A 17,956-nucleotide genomic window follows, 5' to 3' on the forward strand; every position below is an offset into this window, starting at 1 on the left:
ACCTTTATGATATCGCATAGAGGTGGTTGTGAGGAGCGAATAGCCTATTGGTCATAGTGTATACCCATATTATGGAGCCTCTTAACTCGCTTCCTGTCAGTGAAGGTGATTCAGAAAAGAAGCGGATCTTCTATGCCCTCTTACTGCTCAAGCCCTTCCTATTTTAATGGTAGTGATACGGTAAATGTTGAGCCTTTTCCTTCTTCGCTTTCAACTATAAGCTCTCCTCCATGTTGCTTGACAATTTCATAGGCAATATACAGTCCCATCCCTAATCCTGAAAATACTTTATTGCGCGAGTCATAGGCGCGATAGAAGCGCTCAAAGATGTGTTTCAAGTGGGCTTGAGGAATGCCCACACCATAATCACGGACGCGAATAGTTGCAGTTTGCGGAGAGGTGGCAAGCAGTATCTCAACAGTATTTGCGTCGGGAGAATACTTGATGGCGTTTGTAATCAGATTGGTAAACACCTGACCTAAGCGATCTTTGTCTCCCACTGTAATAGCAGGAGCCGTTCCGCTCAGTGCCAGGATATGCGTTGGATAGGTTGGTTGTAGTTGTTCAATCGTTTCCCGCAGGAGGAGGGTGAGGTCAACTGCTTCCTCTTCATAATCTAATCGCCCGGCCTGGATTTTCGAGGCGTCTAATAGCTCATCTATGAGTTTGACCTGACGATTGACCTGCTCGTCCATCTTGCGTAGCAGGGGCAACTCTTCCACCTGAGCTTTTCGCTCAAGCCGTTTGATTAAGAGTTGCGTGAACCCTTTGAGGGACGAGAGCGGCGCTTTTAGCTCATGGCTGGCTATGCTGATAAAGTCATCTTTACGCTGTTCCAGGTCTTTGCGCTCTGTGATGTCCAGGGCAAAACAGACCCATTGGAAAGGATCTTGCTGGAAGCGTGCCGCACCAATAAGAATAGGAACCTGGCTGCCATCTTTGCGATAGTAGGCCTTCTCAAAGGGAGCGCATATCCCCTGTTCCTGCAACTCCTGTACAGCCTTCATGCTCACGGGAAGAAACTCACGGGGGGTGATGTCCCACCAGTCGAGGCGCCCAGATTTCACATCTTCTTGGGTATAGCCAACCATCTCAAGGAATGCATCGTTGGCCTCAAGAATATGCCTGTTATCTGCAATGACTACGCCGATAATATTCGCGTCAATGAGCCGTCGTGCCTGCTCCTGGCTATGTTGTAGCGCCGCCTTTTGTTGTTGAACCAGCATTTCAGCTTGCTTGCGTTGCGTTACATCCTTGCCAAGACCAAGAAACCCTATCGGCGCGCCCTCCAGGGAATGCATGAGCGTGGTTCTAATATCGATCCATATGGTTGTGCCATCTTTGCGTCGTCCCTCCCACTCTCCAAGATAATCCTCTCCAGCAAGTACGTGTTGTAAGTCGGCTTGCAGTGCATCGCTCGACAGTGTGGGATACAGGAGAGCAGGAGTTTTGCCAAGTACCTCAGAAGCCGTATAGCCGAAGATGTGCTCGGCTCCTTTGTTCCAGTAGGTAATAGAGCCCTGTAAATCCGTGACAATGACGCTCTCTTGAATACTTGCTAAGATGGTGGCTTGAAATTGAATCAGTTCTTCGGAATTTGCCATAAAGTTGCTTTTGTCTTTTCTGTTGCTCGCTCCCTTTTCATAGGAGGTTAACCACTTCCAGTGTACCTTTCTTATCTTTTCCGGTCAAGGCCACTTTTCGTTGGAGATTGTGTTGTGATGCAAGGGAACAATCACTTTCAAGCATTGCTTTGCCATAGAGGTATAGATTGGCGTCTGACCTCGGATCTCTCCATCGAGCGTCACATCTTGGGGATCATTTTGTGTGATAATGGTTACTCCCCGTACGCGCAAGTGATGCAGACCAGGAATACCCGTGAGTTCAGCTGTGTGCAGCAAAGGATAGCGCGCTTGCAATAGATCGAGATCAGAGGGTTGCTGCTCTTGATGAGAGAGAAAATGTGTGATTGCAGTTGCCAGCGTTGCTCTATCGATATCTTCTATAACAAGGATATCAAGCAAACGATCGTGCAGACTGGCTCCGGGGATCGTCAACTGCCATGCTCCACCAAAAATGGGTGCGTTGATCACCGCCACCTGGAGCGCTCGACAGCGGAGTGGCGGGATTGCATCGTTTGGCTGCATAGGTGCCACGCCAGATTGCATTACCAGCCCCTCGAAGCGCAGTTCTACATCGAGTACGGTATGGTTTTTCAAGACTTCGAGCGCCGTGAGCGGGTAGGTCAATCTGCCGTAGCGCTGACGAGTTGCAATACTGGTTGCCAGATGTGCGAATTGCACATTGAGGCCTACCGTCAACGCATGAGCGAAATAGCCCTGCTTTGGTCGAGCCGTTTGTGGATTGAGAGACGGTGCGCGTTTCCCGGATGCCGCATGCGGTGCTTGCTCGGCTGGCTGGGCAACGCCAATGTCGATCAATTGTTGTCGTCCATGCATAATATTTTTAGCGGCCAGGCGAATATCTTGCGGGATAGAGAGGGAGCGAGCGGTATCGTTTGCCGTACCCAACGGCAGGATACCCAGTGGTAGATTGCTTTCCGCGATATGGGTAATCACGCCTCCTACCAGACCATCTCCTCCAGCCGCGACAATCAGGTCGATACCAGCGTGCATCCAGTGCTGCCCCTGCTCTGGTAGTCCATCCAGATCGTTGATTGCCAGCACCTCGACAATGGAGATGTCCTCCTGCTGTAAGTAATCAAGGGCGAGTCCAAGCTCATTTGAGCGTCCAGAATGTGGGCTATGGACAATGAGCGCTTTGTGATGATGGGATTTCTTTTCTTCCATGTCTTTCTCGCTTCTGTTGACGCTATTTTCTTAGTATATCTTTGACAGGAGCATCAGGGCAACCGTGTGCTATACTACCCATAGCTCTTTGTTCTTCAGAGGCCGTCTGATGAGGAGAGAAGAGAAGCAGATGTAAGTAGAAGGTTTTGCCGGATTGGAGGTTGCTATGTCTATGACGACAGAAGATGTCTTGCGCTGGTTGCAACAGTTAGCTCAAGTGCTGCAAGAAAACCGCGAGTATTTAACGCAGCTAGATGCCGCGATTGGCGATGCGGATCACGGCGCGAATATGGATCGTGGTTTCAAAGCTGTTTCTGCAAAATTAGCAACGCTCACCAATGCAGATATTGGCGCTATCCTCAAGACTGTTGGCACAACGCTCGTCTCCACTGTTGGCGGGGCTAGTGGACCACTGTATGGCACGGCCTTCTTGCGCGCAGGCATCGCGACCGCCGGCAAACAGGTGTTGTCCGAAGCCGATGTGGTAGTTTTGTTGACAGCTTTTGTGGAAGGGGTGAAGGCGCGTGGCAAAGCTCAGGTAGGAGAGAAGACAATGCTTGATGCCTTGCAACCTGCGCTGGATGCCGCCAAAAAAGCCGGAAGCGATGGTCTGGACCTGGCGCAACTCCTCAAGCAGAGCAGCGATGCCGCCCAACAGGGAGTGCAGGCGACGATTCCCCTGCTGGCTACCAAAGGGCGCGCCAGCTATCTTGGGGAGCGCAGCATTGGTCATCAAGATCCTGGGGCTACCTCTAGCTGGCTGATATTGAAAACGTTAGCAGATAGTTGTGGATAGTGTTCTTATTTTTGTGGAGGTCTCTGCTTTATGGCTGTCGGTTTAGTCATTGTCTCTCATAGCACGAAGCTGGCCGAAGGTGTGGCGGAATTAGCGGGACAGATGGCACAGGGCAAGGTTGCGATTGCCACCGCAGGAGGAACGGCTGACGGCTCACTGGGTACGGCGATGGAGAAGGTGCTGGACGCGTTGCATCAGGTAGATGGTCCTGATGGTATTCTGGTGCTGCTCGATTTGGGCAGTGCGGTTATGACGACCGAAATAGCGGTCGAAACCTTTACCGCAGAGCAGCCGCGCCGCATTGTTATCAGCCCCGCGCCTCTGGTTGAAGGAGCGGTGATTGCCGCCGTCGAAGCCTCGATTGGCAACAGTCTAGATGATGTTGCCGCCGCCGCTGCTAATGCTCATCTGCTACCAAAAATATCGGATCAACCTTCTTGAGCGCTATCGATCGGTGAAAAGTCTGGTCTGATAGCGGATCAGAGCGTGTTGTGAAAAATGAGGAGATGCTATGAGTGTGATACATCGTTTTGGTGGGACGGAAAATGGGGAGCTACGCTGGCAAGATGTCCTGGTGCGAGCGTATGGGCCGGACAATAGCGGTGCAGATCGGGCCACGCGTCAAATTCTTGTTGGCAATGAAGAAGGCTCCCCGCACTTCCACCTGCGCTATTTTGCCGTCCAGCCCGGCGGGTATACGTCGCTTGATCAACACGCGCACGATCATGGCGTCTATGTGCTGCACGGAAATGCTCGTTTGCGGCTGGGAGATGCAGAGCATGAATTACATACTGGCGATATTGTGTATATTGCTGGTAATGAAGTCCATCAATTTTTTACCGTTGGCGATGAACCGTTTGGTTTTCTCTGTGTGGTTCCTGCCAAACGTTGAGGGGGGAAGAGTTGTATGCGTGTCGTCGAATATCATGCGAACGATGATATCCGTCTTGTTGAGCAGCCGGTGCCGGAGATCGGTCCCGGCGAACTGTTGGTCCAGATGAACGCCTGTGGCATCTGTGCTAGTGATGTGATGGAGTGGTATATGCAGCCACGTGCCCCGCTCTATCCGGGCCACGAGCCAGTGGGAACGGTTGTGAGCGTTGGCAAGGGTGTCGAGCAGTTCGCACCCGGACAGCGCGTATTTTTTCATCATCATGTTCCCTGCATGATTTGCCATTTTTGCCAGCGAGGATCTTTTTCGCAGTGCGTCACCTTTCGTCGCACGCGTCTCTATCCAGGTGGTCTGGCAGAATATGTGCGCGTCCCGGCTCAAAACGTGCAGCTTGATGTCCTTCCGTTGCCTGACGATCTCTCGTTTGAAACTGCTACGCTGATCGAGCCGCTGGCCTGCTGTATTCGTGGGATTCAACGAGCGAATATCCAGCCAGGAGACCGCGTGCTTGTGCTGGGAGCTGGGAGCAACGGTCTCATGCTGGCACAACTGGCCCGGCAGCGTGGTGCAATTCGTGTGATGATCGCTGATCCCATCGCTTATCGACGAGAGCGCGCATTGGAGGCCGGAATTGATCGCGCCTTTGATCCCCAGGCTCAACCACAGCTCGATCAGGTATTGGCGGCGAATGATGGCCTCAAACCTGATGTGGTGATTGTAACTCCATCTCATATGAGCGTCATGCGGCAAGGCGTCGAGCTGGTTGGTCCCGGTGGAACGGTTCTGTTCTTTGCTCCTCCCCCTCCAACTGAGGAATTGACGTTGACGCCTAATTATCTTTTCTTTCAAGAGATCACGCTTCGTACCAGCTATTCGGCAGGTCCATATGATACAAGGCAGGCGCTTGCTTTGTTGCAATCCGGTCGCATCCGCCCTGAGACGATCATTACCCACCGTTTTGGGCTTCATGATGCGGCTGAGGCGTTTCGCCTGGTTGCACGGCCCGGCAACGCCCTGAAAGTGGTTATTCATACATAGTCGTTAACAGCGAATAGCATTGCATCCAGCCGAGCTAATCAGCTCGTAATCATAGTGATGACGGTAATTCACTATGTTTTTGGTGAGAGGATTGCAATGCGTAAAACCACTGATCCCGAAGGAATACAGACGCCTACCGCTACGACGACGGCGGGTGGTGAGAGGCGTCAGGATGCCACTCGCTGGCACCGGTTGGAGGCTATTATATGGGTGATCGCCCTGCTGCTGTTTATTGTCTCGTGTTTCTTCGTGCATGTTCATCCAGCCCCGTATCCTATCGATCTCGCCGCCACAATCACTATTCAGCACTTGCAGCTCTGGCCCTGGCTTGACGCCGTTCTACGCTTCCCTAGCGTGCTGGATAATCCTCTGCCCTCTCTGGTTGGCGGCATCTTCTGGTCGGCAGGTATGCTTATCATGGGTATCGTCTTCTGGTTGCGCAAAAAATCTCCTCTGGTCTGGTTTCAGAATGGCCTGTTTTTCGCGCTGACCGTCTTAGGATCGGCAGCGATGAACGTGCTGGTAGACATTCTGGTCAGTCGTCCACGCCCTGATCCGCATAAGTATCCTATCCACCTGGAAACGCCGCTCGTTCCCTTCCCAACCTATCCTTCCGGGCATACGGAACATGATGTTGCTTATTACGGTTTTCTGCTGTACCTGACCTTCACCCGGCCTGTCCGTCAGTGGCGTTATCGCTGGTGGCTCCTGCCGCTGCAACTCTTCGCCGTTTATGATATTCTCGCGATTGGCTATTCACGCGTCCTGCTGGGCGATCACTGGCTGACCGATGTACTCGGTGGCTATCTTGAGGGAGCCATCTACCTGTTTCTGTTCATCTTTCTCTATCGCCGGGTCACGTCGCTTCTGGCTCGCTGGCGTGAGAAGAGGATACATGGCTAGTGGCAGGTAGATGATGGTTGAACCCGAATGACGAGCTTACCCGTATTACTATGGAAGCCTTGTATAAAATGGGGTTTAAGGACATGGAGGTATAAAATCATGACTATTACGTTTACTACCCTGGTCATCTGGTTAATCATTTCAGCTCTTGTTGGTATTCTCGGCGAAGTGCTGGCGCGCCGCCGCACTCCGGGCGGTATTATCGGAGCTATCGTTCTCGGCTTTATTGCTATTCTCTTGATCGTTGGCGTGTTCCACTTTTCTATCGCTGGTGAGCCGCGTGTAGAGGGTGTTCCGCTGATCAGCTCGGTACTTGTAGCAGCAATTCTCGTCATCCTGTGGAGCGGTTTTGCCTATCATAGAGTGGCCCCGTATGCTTCACGCTATACCTATCGTCGCGGCACGTATGCCCGTCGTCCTCGCACACGGCGTCGCTGGTTCTAAATGGTTAACACATCTGCGGTAATACAAAAAACGAGGTAGAGACCAATCTCACCTCGTTTTTTGTGCGAATGTCCCTAAATTGGTGTGAGATGCTTGGAGAGCAGGAATGCGCTGAAGTCGGCAACGCTCTCGACATCCCCTTCATCAAGCATATTGAGGATATTTTTGACCACCAGACGGCGGGGTTGGCCGGAAGATGAGGGAACAGTAAAGCCGATAGCCCTGGTCATCTGTGGCTCGCGTTCGCTGCGGATTTCTTCCGCCATCAGTTCCAGCAGTTCCGCCAGATCCAGGTCCAGCGCGCGGGCAAGGCTTTCCAGGACTTTCGCTGAGGGATATTTCTGTCCTCGCTCAATCTCTCCTACATAGATCTCGGAAAGACCCGCCTTTTCTCCCAACTCCTTGATAGTCATCTGGCGTAATTGTCTTTCCTGGCGTATAACCTTTCCGACAATTTCCTGTAAATCTGCCATAAAACGTACCTTCCTATGCTATTAGCATTGCTTTTGAACAGGGTATGCTAACAGCATATATTCTCTCTATCAGTATAAGCTATTGGCATGCTATATTCAAGACAAGGAAAACGGATCTATTCTCTTGATTGAGAGGAGTATTCACAAAGGAGCAGAACAATGTTTGGTCCACGTCCTTTTCAGACACAGCGTTTCTCTCATCTCTCGATGGCCGATAAACCAGATGTCCGTCCATCGGTGTTTATACCAACCGTTTATGAGCAAGTGACAGCGGAGCCAGCGCAGTGGGAGTACCACGTGCTGACGATAGATGTACGCGAAGCTCCACTGCCTGATGCAGAACAGTTAAATGCCCTGGGGAAAGAAGGCTGGATACTGGTGAGCCTGCTCGACGAAAGCGCCTCCGGGGAAGGGCATCGCGTCCATTATTACTTTGTGCGTCGACCGCAGGAATGATTGTCGCTTGAAGTAATGTACATCTATGTTTGTTTAGCTATATCAACCAGTAGTATTGTTGTCCAGTTTACGGGGCGACAGCTATTGTATCACTATAAAAAGGAGCCTTATCATGTCCAGTTTGTTGGTCCCAACAGTTTTAGAAAATACTGGTCGTGGGGAACGTGCGTACGACATCTTCTCGCGGCTGCTGAAAGATCGTATTGTGATTGTGAATGGCCCTGTTGAAGCGAGTATGGCGAGTCTGATCATTGCCCAGCTTTTGTTTTTAGAGGCAGAAGATAGCCAGCGCGAGATTAATATGTATATCAATTCTCCCGGTGGCTCTGTCTATGATGGCCTGGGCATTTACGATACAATGCGTGTGATGCGCTGCCCTATCGCGACGACGTGCGTGGGCTTTGCCGCCAGCTTTGGGACGATCCTGTTGATGGCGGGAGATAAAGGGAAGCGCTATGCCATGCCGCACGCTCGTATTCACCAGCATCAGCCGCTGCTGGGTCAGGGTGTCAGCGGACAGGCCTCGGACATTGACATCCAGGCGCGCGAGATCGTTCATATGCGCGATGAATTGAATGAGATTATCCACCTGCATACCGGCCAGCCTTTGGAGCGTATCCGGCGCGATTTTGATCGTGACCATTATATGAGTGCCGCCGAAGCCAAAGAGTATGGTATTATCGATGAGATAGTGACATTTTCGGATAAACCTTCTTTCAAATAGTGGCACCCACCACTCTATAAAAGCCGGGAAGGATGCGTGCAACAGAGCATCCTTCCCGGCTTTTGCTGTGATCTTTTCCCGCTATGGTATCATAGGCAAGCTAGCACATTGTCCATCTGGACGATATTTTTGGTGGCTCTTTCGGTTTTATTGTGCGGGAGAGCCTGTCACGTGGGAATTGTTGCTTTATTTTCAGGAGGTCTAGCTTGCAAGTTCGTCGCTTTAGCTCCGACATGAAAACGAAGATACCGGGCAATCACCCCGGATTATATGGCGTCCCGATACAGTTTGAACGCGGCATGATCCCCGACGACCAAATGGAAGCCGTAGCTCAGCGTGTCAACGGCCTGCCTATTTTGTTGGATCGACCAATGCTCGTGGTGGCATTTTATCTGGAACCGCATGGCAATATGGAGGAACATAGCACCGATGTTCCCATCCTGTTTCTTGTGACGGAGGGCAAGGGTTTTGTTCGCATTGGCGGCCCGAACGGTGAGACGCGCGAAGTAACGGTTGGCGATGCGGTACTCTGGCCAGCCGGTCTGGATCATATGGTGTGGACTGAAGATGAGGCGCTATCCGCTATAGTCATTGATGGCCCGCCTGAGCGTGAGGCAGCCCGATAAGGGGTATATGGAGGGAGGATTACAGCGGCTCGATGCGAATAGAATCGAGTTCAAGCCACTGCGGGCTACAGGCAATGGTGCCAAAGCGCAGGGTGCCGCGCGGCGTGGCGATTGCATATTGATTGTCGAGCCAGGCGACGAAACCGAGCGCGCGGTTCGGTGGTTGTGGAGCGCGTAAGACACAGGTGCCATCGACAAAGAATGTGGCCTCCGTTGCGCGCCATTCGAGCGTATAGGTATGCCAGGAGGTTATATCGGCACTGAGCAAGGCTTCATTGGCTCCGCTAAGTCGCTGGAGCCAGCGGGCAGCTGATCGCGTGTCTCCGGTCAGGAGACCCCAACCGGTTGAGAGCGCGGTCGGCACTGTTGCTAGCAATGCACCCGGTCGCATGCTATGGATCACCTGAGCCTTCCACCCCCAACCAGGAACGCCCGGAACAAGCGCCATATTGGAGGGAGGTGAGGCATAGAAGAACCAGACGGCTTCTGGGAGCATTAAGATGTCTCCTCGCACGGAGAAGGGATAGTTCCAGAAGCCAAACCCGGCTGTTCCACGCAAAAAGTTTGTGGTGGGATTGCCGACCGTTGCAGATGGCAGCGAAGCGCGGGAGCGTACTTCCATACGCAATGGCGGTTTCCAGGGGAATGCAGAACGCGCTAATGAGCCGTAATCGTCAATTTGAGCGTCGGCATAGTGGCCTTCCTGTACTTCTGGAAAGGCCAGCCGAAGCGTTGAGGTGGAAACTGTAAGCGTTCCTGGCCCTAAGCGTGTCTGCGTCCAGTAAGGAGCGAGAGGAGCATCAAAATCGTCAAACATGATACCATCTGTGAGCGAGTATAAGAGGACAGCAGGCGCGGTTATCGCGTCTTTTTGTGCGAGGCATACTGGAGTAGCTCCTCCTCCAATCGTTGCCATACTTTCCAGTCGGCTTGAACGTTATTTGCCGGTCGATTTCTGTGTGCCTCAGTGATCATCGTGTCCGCAATCAATTGTCGGAATTGGGAAAAGTATTGTTTTTGTTCCTCGTGCGATGGCATGACATGCAGGGCTATCTGCTCAGGCGCATAGAAATCTTCTGGCTCAAAGGCCAGCGCGAGTAGATCTGCATATTTCTGTACCAGCGAGGTGCGTGCTTGCGAGACAAAGTAACTGTATTGTGCGCTGGAAACCAGGAAGACGCCAGCAATGCGTCCGGCGTAGAGAATCGGGAAGATTGCGGCACTTTTCTCATTTTCAACACGTTGCGCAGGCATGAGATTATGTTCTTCATCCAGATTTTGAATAATGCCAGGACGACACAGTGTTATCACGTTGCCAGCTAGCGATTCTGCTCCCAAGAACATTGCCTGCTGCTCCAGGTTTCCCACCCAGGGCGGCGTTCCCAGTCCCACGCTCTCGCGCAAACTACGGACCTTATTATGTGGGCCCGACTGCGGCATGCAGCGTACTACCCACAGACATATGCCCAGACGGTTAGGATCGAGCTGGCCTATCGCCTGCTGCAAAATAAGATTGCAGGTGGACCAGAAGCGCAAATTTTCGGTTGTAGAGGCGCGGGCCGTAAAGATGCGTGCATAAAACTCCGCCGGAATATCTCTCTCCGACTCTTCTGGTATGATCTGCGATAGATCGCCAACACTTTGCTCTTCTTGTAATAACTTGACCAGTTTTTCACGATGCAGAGGTAAAATAGTGATAAGGTGACGCAAATTCTGCGGACGTGGCGCTGATTCTCCATTGATCCAACGCGTCAATGTAATCGGTGTAATATTGAGCGCTTCAGTGATGCGCTGCTTCTCTTTGCTATCACTAATGATCGTTGCCAACAACTCTCGCCATGTCTCTGCTTCTTGCATATCTTTCCCCTACCGCTAAAATAACCATCAAGCACCTCATGGGTTTTATGATAGCAGTTCGTTGCATGAACGTCAACGGTTGTTAAAATATTTTAATAGCAACCATCCCTATACCGAACGTTGAGAACCAGTGTATCTACCCCATAGCCAACGAGTTTATCTGATGACTGCAAGACAATACTTCCTACTTTTATATATCAGAAGTTACATAGTTCTCATGCACATCCAACAATGTTCACTGTGCTAACCAAATAGGTCAGGCTGATGCGTCTCAATTCAGGAGAGAATGAGCGCTATTTCATGAAGTAACTGCCTCCTTGCTACATTAAAGGAAGACGGCCAATCAGGAGAGCAGGAATAAGAAGGTACAAAAGAAATTGCGTTGGTGGTGTTAGTGCCGAAACGCAATTCAATTTAGGAACTCTATCCTCATAGAGGATTTTCAGAAGAGGATGTAGAGTGGAATCTTATTTATCATTAATATTGATAGGACGTAGAATGGCTTTATTCAGTTGTGTTAAGCTCGCGTGACGACCTATACCTCGTTGTTTTATCTAATGAGGTGTGATTTTTTGCTGCATTGACCTCATAGAGAGGGATGAGTGTGGCAGATGTTAGATTTGAACCTCGCTCTAATAATGTTACAACAATTTTTTCTGTTAGTGTGATTTTTTTTGCATCATGAGGGTCTTTTTCATCAGGTAATTCTTTAACAAGTTTGATAGTAAGCATAGTGTCTTGCAAAACGACTAGTTGCCTGAAGTAATAGTTCATTTGGGTAAGATTCATACGATACATGAAGAAGTATGAAGCACCAATAAAATCACACAATACACCAGATATAATTGTTATTGCTGGTAGAGTTATATCAGATGAACGTAAGTAGAAGAGCCATATGCCAGAAGCAATGGTGAGAGAACCAATGATAATTACTGACATACTAGCATGGAAACTCAATTTTGCTTGATCTTTGTTTAGACTATAGAACATTGCTAATTTTGTTAGTTGGCTCTCTATTGATTGCATAACATCCAGTTGTGCCTCTTCATGCGGCTTTTTTTCAGCTTCGCTTGCGATTATATCCTCCTGGCGTTCTACAACTTGGTTCCTTTTTGAGGTATCACGGATATATTTTATCAATGCACTTATGGAGGATAATCCAGCAGCTATTGCAGTGATTATCGGTATCAAAAGCTCTATTTCTGCCATCTGTTTTTCCTTTCTATAACTCGAATTTGGACTAATAAGTAGACGATGTTGAAATATTTTTTAGAGGATATATAAAAATGGTCTCGATCGATTAGATGTGTGAAGTCAATGTACTGATGCATCCTATCTATCTCCTTCAGATGAAATACTGGGAGGTCAATTCGTCCCCGATCAAGGCATTGTCCACTCAGCAAAACTTGTGCAGGAACTCTTGCCTGCATCGCTACGCCGAAGAGCGCAGGCATAATCTTTCCCTGGCGTGAACAAATGCTTGCGTATGCCCCGATAGAACCAGTATTTCCTACAGGAATAAGCGCCGATATAGACACGGCTGAATATTGGAGACAAACACCAGACGGAACTATACGCATCGGTGGATGTGGCAATGTTGAAGAAGAGAGAAGTTTAGGAAGTTGAGGATGAAAGCAGTTACTTTCGAGCCACTACCAAACAAAATGAGGGTGCCAGAAGAACAGCAGATATACAAGCAATACTCCACAGAGCGTGAGGATTATTCCTGGCAGGATAGTGCCCACGATAGCCATGCCTTTCCCCTTTCTCCATTGTCGCTTGGATGAAATGGTTAAGGCAATACCGGCGAAGATGAAAGCACTGAGGTAAAGATAGAACAATGAAGAAAAAAACGGAGGAAGAGGCATAAATAAAAATATCTTCAGAAGCAAAGATTGCAACAGATACAAGATCTGATACAGAGGTGCGAGTTGAGAATGTGGACGATATGGCACTATATTGCAAATAAGTTGTATCAGAAATACAAGCATCGCAAAAACAGAGTAACCACAACTCACTTTTGAGGTCCAATGAATATGAGAGACAGGTGTTTTATCATCCATAACAAGAACTCCTGGATCTGTTTTAGTATTGCTTGAAAGTTATTGTAATTGGCTTACCAGTACGATGTATGGGTCAAATGACCCATTTCAGAACGATGATTGGGGGCACACCGCTAAAGCTGGTGTCAATGCCAAAAATACAGTAGTTGCTGAAGTAATGGCATCCTAAAGCTAACAATGAGTAGTACAAATGGAAGGAGGCAGGGGAGAAATGCACGCCCAAGCGCACCGAGAAATGAAGAAGGCCCTCTAGATCTGATGAGTCTAGAGGGTCTCTATCGTCTACAGCGGCAACATCACAGATAGTTTCAATTTGTAATCTCCACATCAATAGGCTTACAGGTGCCATTATTGCATGCCTCAGTCGAGCAGGCTGTAATACCAACAATCAGGTTTATTTCTGCCCTGAGCCGTACAAAGCTGCCAGGTCGCGAGAGCGGAGGGGCGATCTTGATTTGTCCAGTAGGAAGAACTGATGCATTCATGAAGAGATTGAAAGGAGTTGGGATCATATCTCCCGTGATCCCGAAGGGGGACAGGTTCTTCACTAAGTTTTCAAAGCAACTGGGATGATACCCTTCAATCCCTCCGAGAATCCGAAACATCTCTGAGCTACAGGCAGCAAAGAGGAAATCGTGCTTCCCAACCGTATCTTCTACAATCGTGAACATTGGAGTACTTCGATTCGAGTAGAGGACATGACCCGTTGTCAGATAAATGGTTTCGCTATAATCGATACTTCGTCCAGACGATAACCATTCGGTCTTGTAGGACTGTCCAAAGGCCACCAGGTCGGCTACCTGTTCTCCTTGCGGATCAATGACGGTGAGAATGTGGCCTTGCTGTAACAGGAAGCCAATCCCTGTTTGTGCTTCCACATGGTACTGTGCAATCAGAGTCACTACTCACATCCTTTCCCTGTTCTCTGATATCGTTGTGAGAACTTGGCATAGCTTACTGAACTTCCTTTCCTCAGACAAGCTTTTTGCACCTATTGCTAATAGCATAAGTAAATCAAGTGCTACCAATTTCAGTTGTATTACCTTTACCGATGGCAACGGCTCTTGCAAGACCTTCTTTTCTATTGTGCATCCATGCTATTCTAACAGAGACATAGTAAAAACGTGAGGAAACATCAAGTTGACCATGATAAACTTCTCAATAGCTACGTCTCTTTAATAGCAACTGTTGAGAAAGAACCTCTCTACGCGGCTTAATGTGGTAGGGGTAGGGAGAAAAGGAGGGAGACTGCGAGTATTGAGAGGAGAAAGATCAGATGCTCTCCTGATCTTTCTCCCGTAATAATGTCTTGAAGCTAGATGAAGTGTATTACTATAAATGTTGCTTCTAAAGCTTTGAGCAAACCGGTTATCGAAGATAATGATACCCCTCATACGGCTCCAGAAGAGCCTCTTTAGCGTGTACAAATGCTCCTGATCGGGTTGATGTTAGCTTTTTGTTGCTACAATTTGCAGCCATGTGCGTGGCACTTCGGTAAGCTGTAGCTCTTCTCCTGCCTGATAGACTGCAACTTCTAGCGCCTTCGCACCATATGTCAGCGGCACTCCTGGTAGCGCCCCCTCGATAAAGAGCCAGTATTGCCCAAGATCTTTCCAGGCATCAACCGAGATCATGACATCGGTTTGCTCAAACTCTACGTGGCTAAAGCCGCTCTCTTTGAAGAAGTTGACGTATCCGTCTGGTGTGACCCACTGCATCGCCATCGCTTTTGCCTCACGTGACAGATGCACCTCTGGATGCTCTTTTTTGAGCCAGCCGACCGCACGCCTCGTCCATAAGCGGTAAAAACGCTCAGTGCCGGGAACGTAGGTTCCTTCGTAGAAGGCGCTGTTACAGGCAAAAATCCCGCCCGATGTGAGAATGGCCGCCATTTGTCGGAATGCGCTCAACTTGTCGGGAACAAGGTGAATGGCATTGCAAAAGAAGGCGGCGTCAGCATCATGAACGATAGAGGGCAGGTCGTCGGCCTCTCCTTGGATGAAGTCGGCCTGAGCGTTGATCCCCGCTTCTTTCATATGCTTGATTGAGGTGTCTGCCCGACGTAATGCTTCTGCTGATGGATCAACACCTATGAGTCGTGTCTGCTCCAGACGGCCCTGGCGTGCCATCTCTTCTGCTATCAGTCGGGTAATTGCCCCAGTGCCACAGGCCATATCAACAATTGTGAATTGGCCGTTCTTTGGCTGTGCTGGCAGATGAGCGAGAGCCTGGCGAACGAGCGCTCGATTGACCTCGGTATAAAATGGATGAGCGGCGAAAGGCTCAAATGTAAACTGGTTTGTTTCATCCGTTTCAGTTAAACCCATGTATGTTGTCTCCTTAACAGTATATGTTAAGGAGTTAGATACAATTTATCGCCAACTTGTTTCACCATTTTTTGTCTTAGATATGCATCGACATGCCACCGTCAACGGTAAGCACCTGGCCAGTAATGTATCCCGAGTCGGGTTGACAGAGAAAACAAATAGCAGAAGCAACTTCATCGACCGTACCAAAACGATCTAATGGGATGGTATCCATGATGTTTTTGCGTTGCTGCTCGGTCAGATTTGCTGTCAGCTCGGTTGGGATATAGCCGGGAGCGATAGCGTTGGCGGTAATATTGCGGCTTGCCATTTCGCGAGCGGTGCTGAGCGTCAGAGCAATGATAGCTGCCTTCGATGAGCTGTAATTGGCCTGTCCCGGAGAGCCAAGCAGCCCGGCAGTAGAAGAGACGTTGACGATCCTGCCCCAGCGAGCCTTCATCATGCCGCGCAGAGCCGTTCTGGTGCAAAGGAAGGTGGAGCGCAGGTTGCTATCCAGGACATGCTCAAAATCATTGAGCGACATTTGTAAGATGAGTTTATCGCGTGTTGTACCGGCGTTGTTCACGAGAATCGTAATAGGTCCCAGCTCTTGCGTTGCTTCTGAGAACAGTCGGGTGACTGCTTCTTCCTGGCTGACATCGGCTTGAATGGCGATACAGCGTCTCCCGATGGATTCAATGCTGGCCCTGGCCTCGGCTGCTGTGGCTGCGTTGCTACGATAGTTGATGATGATATCGGCCCCGGAGCGTGCGAGGTGTTCGGCGGCGGCTCGACCAATGCCCTGGCCGCTACCGGTAACTAGCGCGACTCTACCTGCTAATGGAAAGCGTTGTTCGTTGACCATTGTATTTATAGCCCTCTTTATTATTCATTCTGAGATTGGAACTCTGTTGATGTTCCTCCAGTGGCGTTGTCCTACCAAGTGTATCACACTCACTATGCGTTTTCAGCTATCTCCTCTGGCTGTTTTACAACTGCATTGTTCTCAGGATTCTGCTTTTCTTCCTCCTGTGCTTGTGAGGGTGTAATATCACTTTCAGCATCAGCGTTTTCTTCTATAGTTGTTTCTTCCTGCAAGGATGCGGATGATTCCTCTTTCGCTTTGGCAATTACTATAGATTCCTGATTTGCTGGTACTACATGATGTGCGCTGAAATCGGGATGAAGTGCCTGCGCTATCTCCAGATCAAATCGGGTTGTTTCATTATAAATTGTCGTACGAATCTGCTCTGATGTAAGGTTGTGAGCATTTTGCAAGTTTGCGCCAATTAGAATCGTGTTGTCAAGATCTGTCACCAGGAAGTTTGCGCCTTCCAGATTGGCCCCTCGTAGATCTGCATGAGAGAGATTGGCGGCGGAGAGATTTGCGCCCGCTAGATTTGCATCTGCCAACTGTGCCCACGAGAGATCAGCCATAAAAAGATTTGCCTGTGTTAATCTGGCCTCGCGTAAATCGGCATAATTGAGAAGGCGAGATGAGAGATCTCGTCTCGATAAGTCGGCCCCTTTGAGATCTGGCGCTTGCTGGGAGGAGAGTGGGCCAGTTTGCTCGCTCTGACTTCTGAGCGGCAATGGCGTATCTTCTATGCGGGGCAAGCGTGCCAGAGCGTATTCTTGCCGTGCCAGGCGCAGCGTCACTTCAAAATGTTGTTGTAAAGCCTCCGTGCTGGCTTTATGTTCCTGCTCTAGCTTTTGCCACTTACTTTGTGATTGCTGAAGCTGGCCCCTTAAATGCTTTATTGTGTCTGTTAAGCGTTTTTCTATATCAAGTGCCTGGGTCTCCTGCTGCATCTTCCATTGCTGCTGACGTACCTCTTGTGCTCGCTCCCAGGCTTGTTGTTGTGCCTGCATTCTGGCGTTGGTTCGTCGCAGCATTCTCAAGATGATGAAGGAGACTGCAAGGGCGATAAGTGAAAAGATTATAGCCCCTACTAACAACAGTTCAACCATCGTGATACTCCATCATGCTAATAATCTCGTATTTTTATATCTATGGGAACTTTTTTACATCCCTCTCATGATACAACAACGGGTGGCTCGCATAGTATGGGAATTTCGTGGGTAAAATAGGCTGTTTGATCACAATTTCAGGCCGCTTTATTCTATGGACCCGAAAGCAGGTTCCTATTATAATATGGACGATAAATTCATTCGATTTTTGCCATATTGTTGCCCGGTTTCAAGAGAGGTATAGAACATTACTATGTCGCAATATAATCATCCTGTTCCAACTTCATTTCTGTTGGATGAAGAAAATAGACGCTTGATTTTATCGTGGAGTGACGAGCATGAAAGCGTGTATGGTTGGGAAGCATTGCGCTGGGCCTGTCCCTGCGCCTGGTGCGCTGGCGAGGGGGGACAGCCCGGTATGCTGCAAAGCAGAGAGAGTTTAAATGTGGAGGAAACGACTCTGGTGAATATTCAGCCTGTTGGTCGCTATGGTCTGACTCCTATCTGGGAAGATGGACATAAAACAGGCATCTACACATACGAGAAGCTGCGCGCACTGTGTGAATGCGACGAGTGCCGCAAGTCAAAGAGGTAGGA

At 49.5% G+C, this 17,956-nt stretch carries 21 protein-coding genes; 10 read left to right on the top strand and 11 right to left on the bottom strand.

Features of this window, described 5'->3' with window-relative positions:
• Nucleotides 1-158: 158 nt before the first annotated feature.
• Both K3T83_RS30155 and K3T83_RS30160 read right to left on the bottom strand, forming a co-directional pair.
• Entirely contained in the window at nucleotides 159-1,604 is a 1,446-nt protein-coding gene (locus tag K3T83_RS30155) for a PAS domain-containing sensor histidine kinase (protein ID WP_220206623.1), read from the bottom strand.
• An 84-nt stretch (nucleotides 1,605-1,688) separates the two neighbouring features.
• Nucleotides 1,689-2,810: a diacylglycerol/lipid kinase family protein gene (locus K3T83_RS30160; RefSeq protein ID WP_220206624.1), complete on the bottom strand. Its 1,122-nt coding sequence runs from the start codon at nucleotides 2,808-2,810 to the stop codon at nucleotides 1,689-1,691.
• A 166-nt stretch (nucleotides 2,811-2,976) separates the two neighbouring features.
• Here K3T83_RS30160 and dhaL point away from each other — a divergent pair, with 166 nt between their 5' ends.
• The 6 genes from dhaL to K3T83_RS30190 all read left to right on the top strand — a co-directional run bounded on the left by dhaL (nucleotide 2,977) and on the right by K3T83_RS30190 (nucleotide 6,883).
• Entirely contained in the window at nucleotides 2,977-3,606 is a 630-nt protein-coding gene (gene dhaL / locus K3T83_RS30165) for a dihydroxyacetone kinase subunit DhaL (RefSeq protein WP_220206625.1), read from the top strand.
• Between the two features lie 30 nt (nucleotides 3,607-3,636).
• Complete coding sequence (dhaM, locus tag K3T83_RS30170; RefSeq protein WP_220206626.1) at nucleotides 3,637-4,047, top strand: dihydroxyacetone kinase phosphoryl donor subunit DhaM; 411 nt, start codon at nucleotides 3,637-3,639, stop codon at nucleotides 4,045-4,047.
• 70 nt (nucleotides 4,048-4,117) lie between these two features.
• Nucleotides 4,118-4,498: a cupin domain-containing protein gene (locus K3T83_RS30175; RefSeq protein ID WP_220206627.1), complete on the top strand. Its 381-nt coding sequence runs from the start codon at nucleotides 4,118-4,120 to the stop codon at nucleotides 4,496-4,498.
• Between the two features lie 15 nt (nucleotides 4,499-4,513).
• On the top strand, nucleotides 4,514-5,536 hold the full coding sequence (locus K3T83_RS30180) for a zinc-dependent dehydrogenase (protein WP_220206628.1): 1,023 nt from the start codon (nucleotides 4,514-4,516) through the stop codon (nucleotides 5,534-5,536).
• Between the two features lie 96 nt (nucleotides 5,537-5,632).
• Nucleotides 5,633-6,439: a phosphatase PAP2 family protein gene (locus K3T83_RS30185; protein ID WP_220206629.1), complete on the top strand. Its 807-nt coding sequence runs from the start codon at nucleotides 5,633-5,635 to the stop codon at nucleotides 6,437-6,439.
• A 99-nt stretch (nucleotides 6,440-6,538) separates the two neighbouring features.
• Complete coding sequence (locus K3T83_RS30190; protein WP_220206630.1) at nucleotides 6,539-6,883, top strand: transglycosylase; 345 nt, start codon at nucleotides 6,539-6,541, stop codon at nucleotides 6,881-6,883.
• Nucleotides 6,884-6,957: 74 nt separating this feature from the next.
• Here the strand turns inward: K3T83_RS30190 and K3T83_RS30195 are convergent, their stop codons facing one another.
• Complete coding sequence (locus K3T83_RS30195; protein ID WP_220206631.1) at nucleotides 6,958-7,356, bottom strand: helix-turn-helix domain-containing protein; 399 nt, start codon at nucleotides 7,354-7,356, stop codon at nucleotides 6,958-6,960.
• Between the two features lie 159 nt (nucleotides 7,357-7,515).
• On the opposite strand from K3T83_RS30195, the gene K3T83_RS30200 reads away from it, so the two are divergent.
• From K3T83_RS30200 to K3T83_RS30210, 3 genes are all read left to right on the top strand, one after another.
• Nucleotides 7,516-7,812, top strand: coding sequence for a hypothetical protein (locus K3T83_RS30200; protein ID WP_220206632.1), 297 nt, complete (start codon nucleotides 7,516-7,518; stop codon nucleotides 7,810-7,812).
• Nucleotides 7,813-7,924: 112 nt separating this feature from the next.
• Nucleotides 7,925-8,536, top strand: coding sequence for an ATP-dependent Clp protease proteolytic subunit (locus K3T83_RS30205; RefSeq protein ID WP_220206633.1), 612 nt, complete (start codon nucleotides 7,925-7,927; stop codon nucleotides 8,534-8,536).
• 206 nt (nucleotides 8,537-8,742) lie between these two features.
• A complete protein-coding gene (locus K3T83_RS30210) occupies nucleotides 8,743-9,162 on the top strand; it encodes a cupin domain-containing protein (protein WP_220206634.1) in 420 nt (139 codons plus the stop codon).
• Nucleotides 9,163-9,181: 19 nt separating this feature from the next.
• On the opposite strand, the gene K3T83_RS30215 is transcribed toward K3T83_RS30210, so the two are convergent.
• The 8 genes from K3T83_RS30215 to K3T83_RS30250 all read right to left on the bottom strand — a co-directional run bounded on the left by K3T83_RS30215 (nucleotide 9,182) and on the right by K3T83_RS30250 (nucleotide 17,359).
• Nucleotides 9,182-10,078 (bottom strand): LamG domain-containing protein, encoded by an 897-nt coding sequence (locus K3T83_RS30215; RefSeq protein ID WP_220206635.1) that lies wholly within the window; start codon nucleotides 10,076-10,078, stop codon nucleotides 9,182-9,184.
• Complete coding sequence (locus K3T83_RS30220; RefSeq protein ID WP_220206636.1) at nucleotides 10,021-11,019, bottom strand: GAF domain-containing protein; 999 nt, start codon at nucleotides 11,017-11,019, stop codon at nucleotides 10,021-10,023. Before K3T83_RS30220 ends, K3T83_RS30215 begins: the two co-directional genes overlap by 58 nt.
• Before the next feature lie 504 nt (nucleotides 11,020-11,523).
• Nucleotides 11,524-12,228, bottom strand: a complete 705-nt coding sequence (locus K3T83_RS30225) for a TRADD-N-associated membrane domain-containing protein (protein ID WP_220206637.1) — start codon at nucleotides 12,226-12,228, stop codon at nucleotides 11,524-11,526.
• A 443-nt stretch (nucleotides 12,229-12,671) separates the two neighbouring features.
• Nucleotides 12,672-13,082, bottom strand: coding sequence for a hypothetical protein (locus tag K3T83_RS30230; protein ID WP_220206638.1), 411 nt, complete (start codon nucleotides 13,080-13,082; stop codon nucleotides 12,672-12,674).
• A 308-nt stretch (nucleotides 13,083-13,390) separates the two neighbouring features.
• A complete protein-coding gene (locus K3T83_RS30235; RefSeq protein ID WP_220206639.1) occupies nucleotides 13,391-13,984 on the bottom strand; it encodes a DUF1989 domain-containing protein in 594 nt (197 codons plus the stop codon).
• Nucleotides 13,985-14,530: 546 nt separating this feature from the next.
• Complete coding sequence (locus K3T83_RS30240) at nucleotides 14,531-15,409, bottom strand: class I SAM-dependent methyltransferase (protein ID WP_220206640.1); 879 nt, start codon at nucleotides 15,407-15,409, stop codon at nucleotides 14,531-14,533.
• A 76-nt stretch (nucleotides 15,410-15,485) separates the two neighbouring features.
• Entirely contained in the window at nucleotides 15,486-16,253 is a 768-nt protein-coding gene (gene fabG / locus K3T83_RS30245) for a 3-oxoacyl-[acyl-carrier-protein] reductase (protein WP_220206641.1), read from the bottom strand.
• 92 nt (nucleotides 16,254-16,345) lie between these two features.
• On the bottom strand, nucleotides 16,346-17,359 hold the full coding sequence (locus K3T83_RS30250; RefSeq protein WP_220206642.1) for a pentapeptide repeat-containing protein: 1,014 nt from the start codon (nucleotides 17,357-17,359) through the stop codon (nucleotides 16,346-16,348).
• 253 nt (nucleotides 17,360-17,612) lie between these two features.
• Here K3T83_RS30250 and K3T83_RS30255 point away from each other — a divergent pair, with 253 nt between their 5' ends.
• Nucleotides 17,613-17,954, top strand: a complete 342-nt coding sequence (locus tag K3T83_RS30255; protein WP_220206643.1) for a gamma-butyrobetaine hydroxylase family protein — start codon at nucleotides 17,613-17,615, stop codon at nucleotides 17,952-17,954.
• Nucleotides 17,955-17,956 lie beyond the last annotated feature (2 nt).

It is taken from the genome of Reticulibacter mediterranei, from assembly GCF_016587455.1.

Excerpts from the sequence above, each read along its gene's own strand:
- dhaM (WP_220206626.1), top strand. The coding sequence starts at position 3,637 with ATGGCTGTCGGTTTAGTCATTGTCTCTCATAGCACGAAGCTGGCCGAA.
- K3T83_RS30180 (WP_220206628.1), top strand. The coding sequence starts at position 4,514 with ATGCGTGTCGTCGAATATCATGCGAACGATGATATCCGTCTTGTTGAG.
- K3T83_RS30215 (WP_220206635.1), bottom strand. The coding sequence starts at position 10,078 with ATGGCAACGATTGGAGGAGGAGCTACTCCAGTATGCCTCGCACAAAAA.
- K3T83_RS30155 (WP_220206623.1), bottom strand. The coding sequence starts at position 1,604 with ATGGCAAATTCCGAAGAACTGATTCAATTTCAAGCCACCATCTTAGCA.
- K3T83_RS30205 (WP_220206633.1), top strand. The coding sequence starts at position 7,925 with ATGTCCAGTTTGTTGGTCCCAACAGTTTTAGAAAATACTGGTCGTGGG.
- K3T83_RS30250 (WP_220206642.1), bottom strand. The coding sequence starts at position 17,359 with ATGGTTGAACTGTTGTTAGTAGGGGCTATAATCTTTTCACTTATCGCC.
- K3T83_RS30185 (WP_220206629.1), top strand. The coding sequence starts at position 5,633 with ATGCGTAAAACCACTGATCCCGAAGGAATACAGACGCCTACCGCTACG.
- K3T83_RS30230 (WP_220206638.1), bottom strand. The coding sequence starts at position 13,082 with ATGGATGATAAAACACCTGTCTCTCATATTCATTGGACCTCAAAAGTG.
- K3T83_RS30200 (WP_220206632.1), top strand. The coding sequence starts at position 7,516 with ATGTTTGGTCCACGTCCTTTTCAGACACAGCGTTTCTCTCATCTCTCG.
- K3T83_RS30255 (WP_220206643.1), top strand. The coding sequence starts at position 17,613 with ATGTCGCAATATAATCATCCTGTTCCAACTTCATTTCTGTTGGATGAA.
- dhaL (WP_220206625.1), top strand. The coding sequence starts at position 2,977 with ATGTCTATGACGACAGAAGATGTCTTGCGCTGGTTGCAACAGTTAGCT.
- K3T83_RS30190 (WP_220206630.1), top strand. The coding sequence starts at position 6,539 with ATGACTATTACGTTTACTACCCTGGTCATCTGGTTAATCATTTCAGCT.
- K3T83_RS30175 (WP_220206627.1), top strand. The coding sequence starts at position 4,118 with ATGAGTGTGATACATCGTTTTGGTGGGACGGAAAATGGGGAGCTACGC.
- fabG (WP_220206641.1), bottom strand. The coding sequence starts at position 16,253 with ATGGTCAACGAACAACGCTTTCCATTAGCAGGTAGAGTCGCGCTAGTT.
- K3T83_RS30240 (WP_220206640.1), bottom strand. The coding sequence starts at position 15,409 with ATGGGTTTAACTGAAACGGATGAAACAAACCAGTTTACATTTGAGCCT.
- K3T83_RS30220 (WP_220206636.1), bottom strand. The coding sequence starts at position 11,019 with ATGCAAGAAGCAGAGACATGGCGAGAGTTGTTGGCAACGATCATTAGT.
- K3T83_RS30225 (WP_220206637.1), bottom strand. The coding sequence starts at position 12,228 with ATGGCAGAAATAGAGCTTTTGATACCGATAATCACTGCAATAGCTGCT.
- K3T83_RS30160 (WP_220206624.1), bottom strand. The coding sequence starts at position 2,810 with ATGGAAGAAAAGAAATCCCATCATCACAAAGCGCTCATTGTCCATAGC.
- K3T83_RS30195 (WP_220206631.1), bottom strand. The coding sequence starts at position 7,356 with ATGGCAGATTTACAGGAAATTGTCGGAAAGGTTATACGCCAGGAAAGA.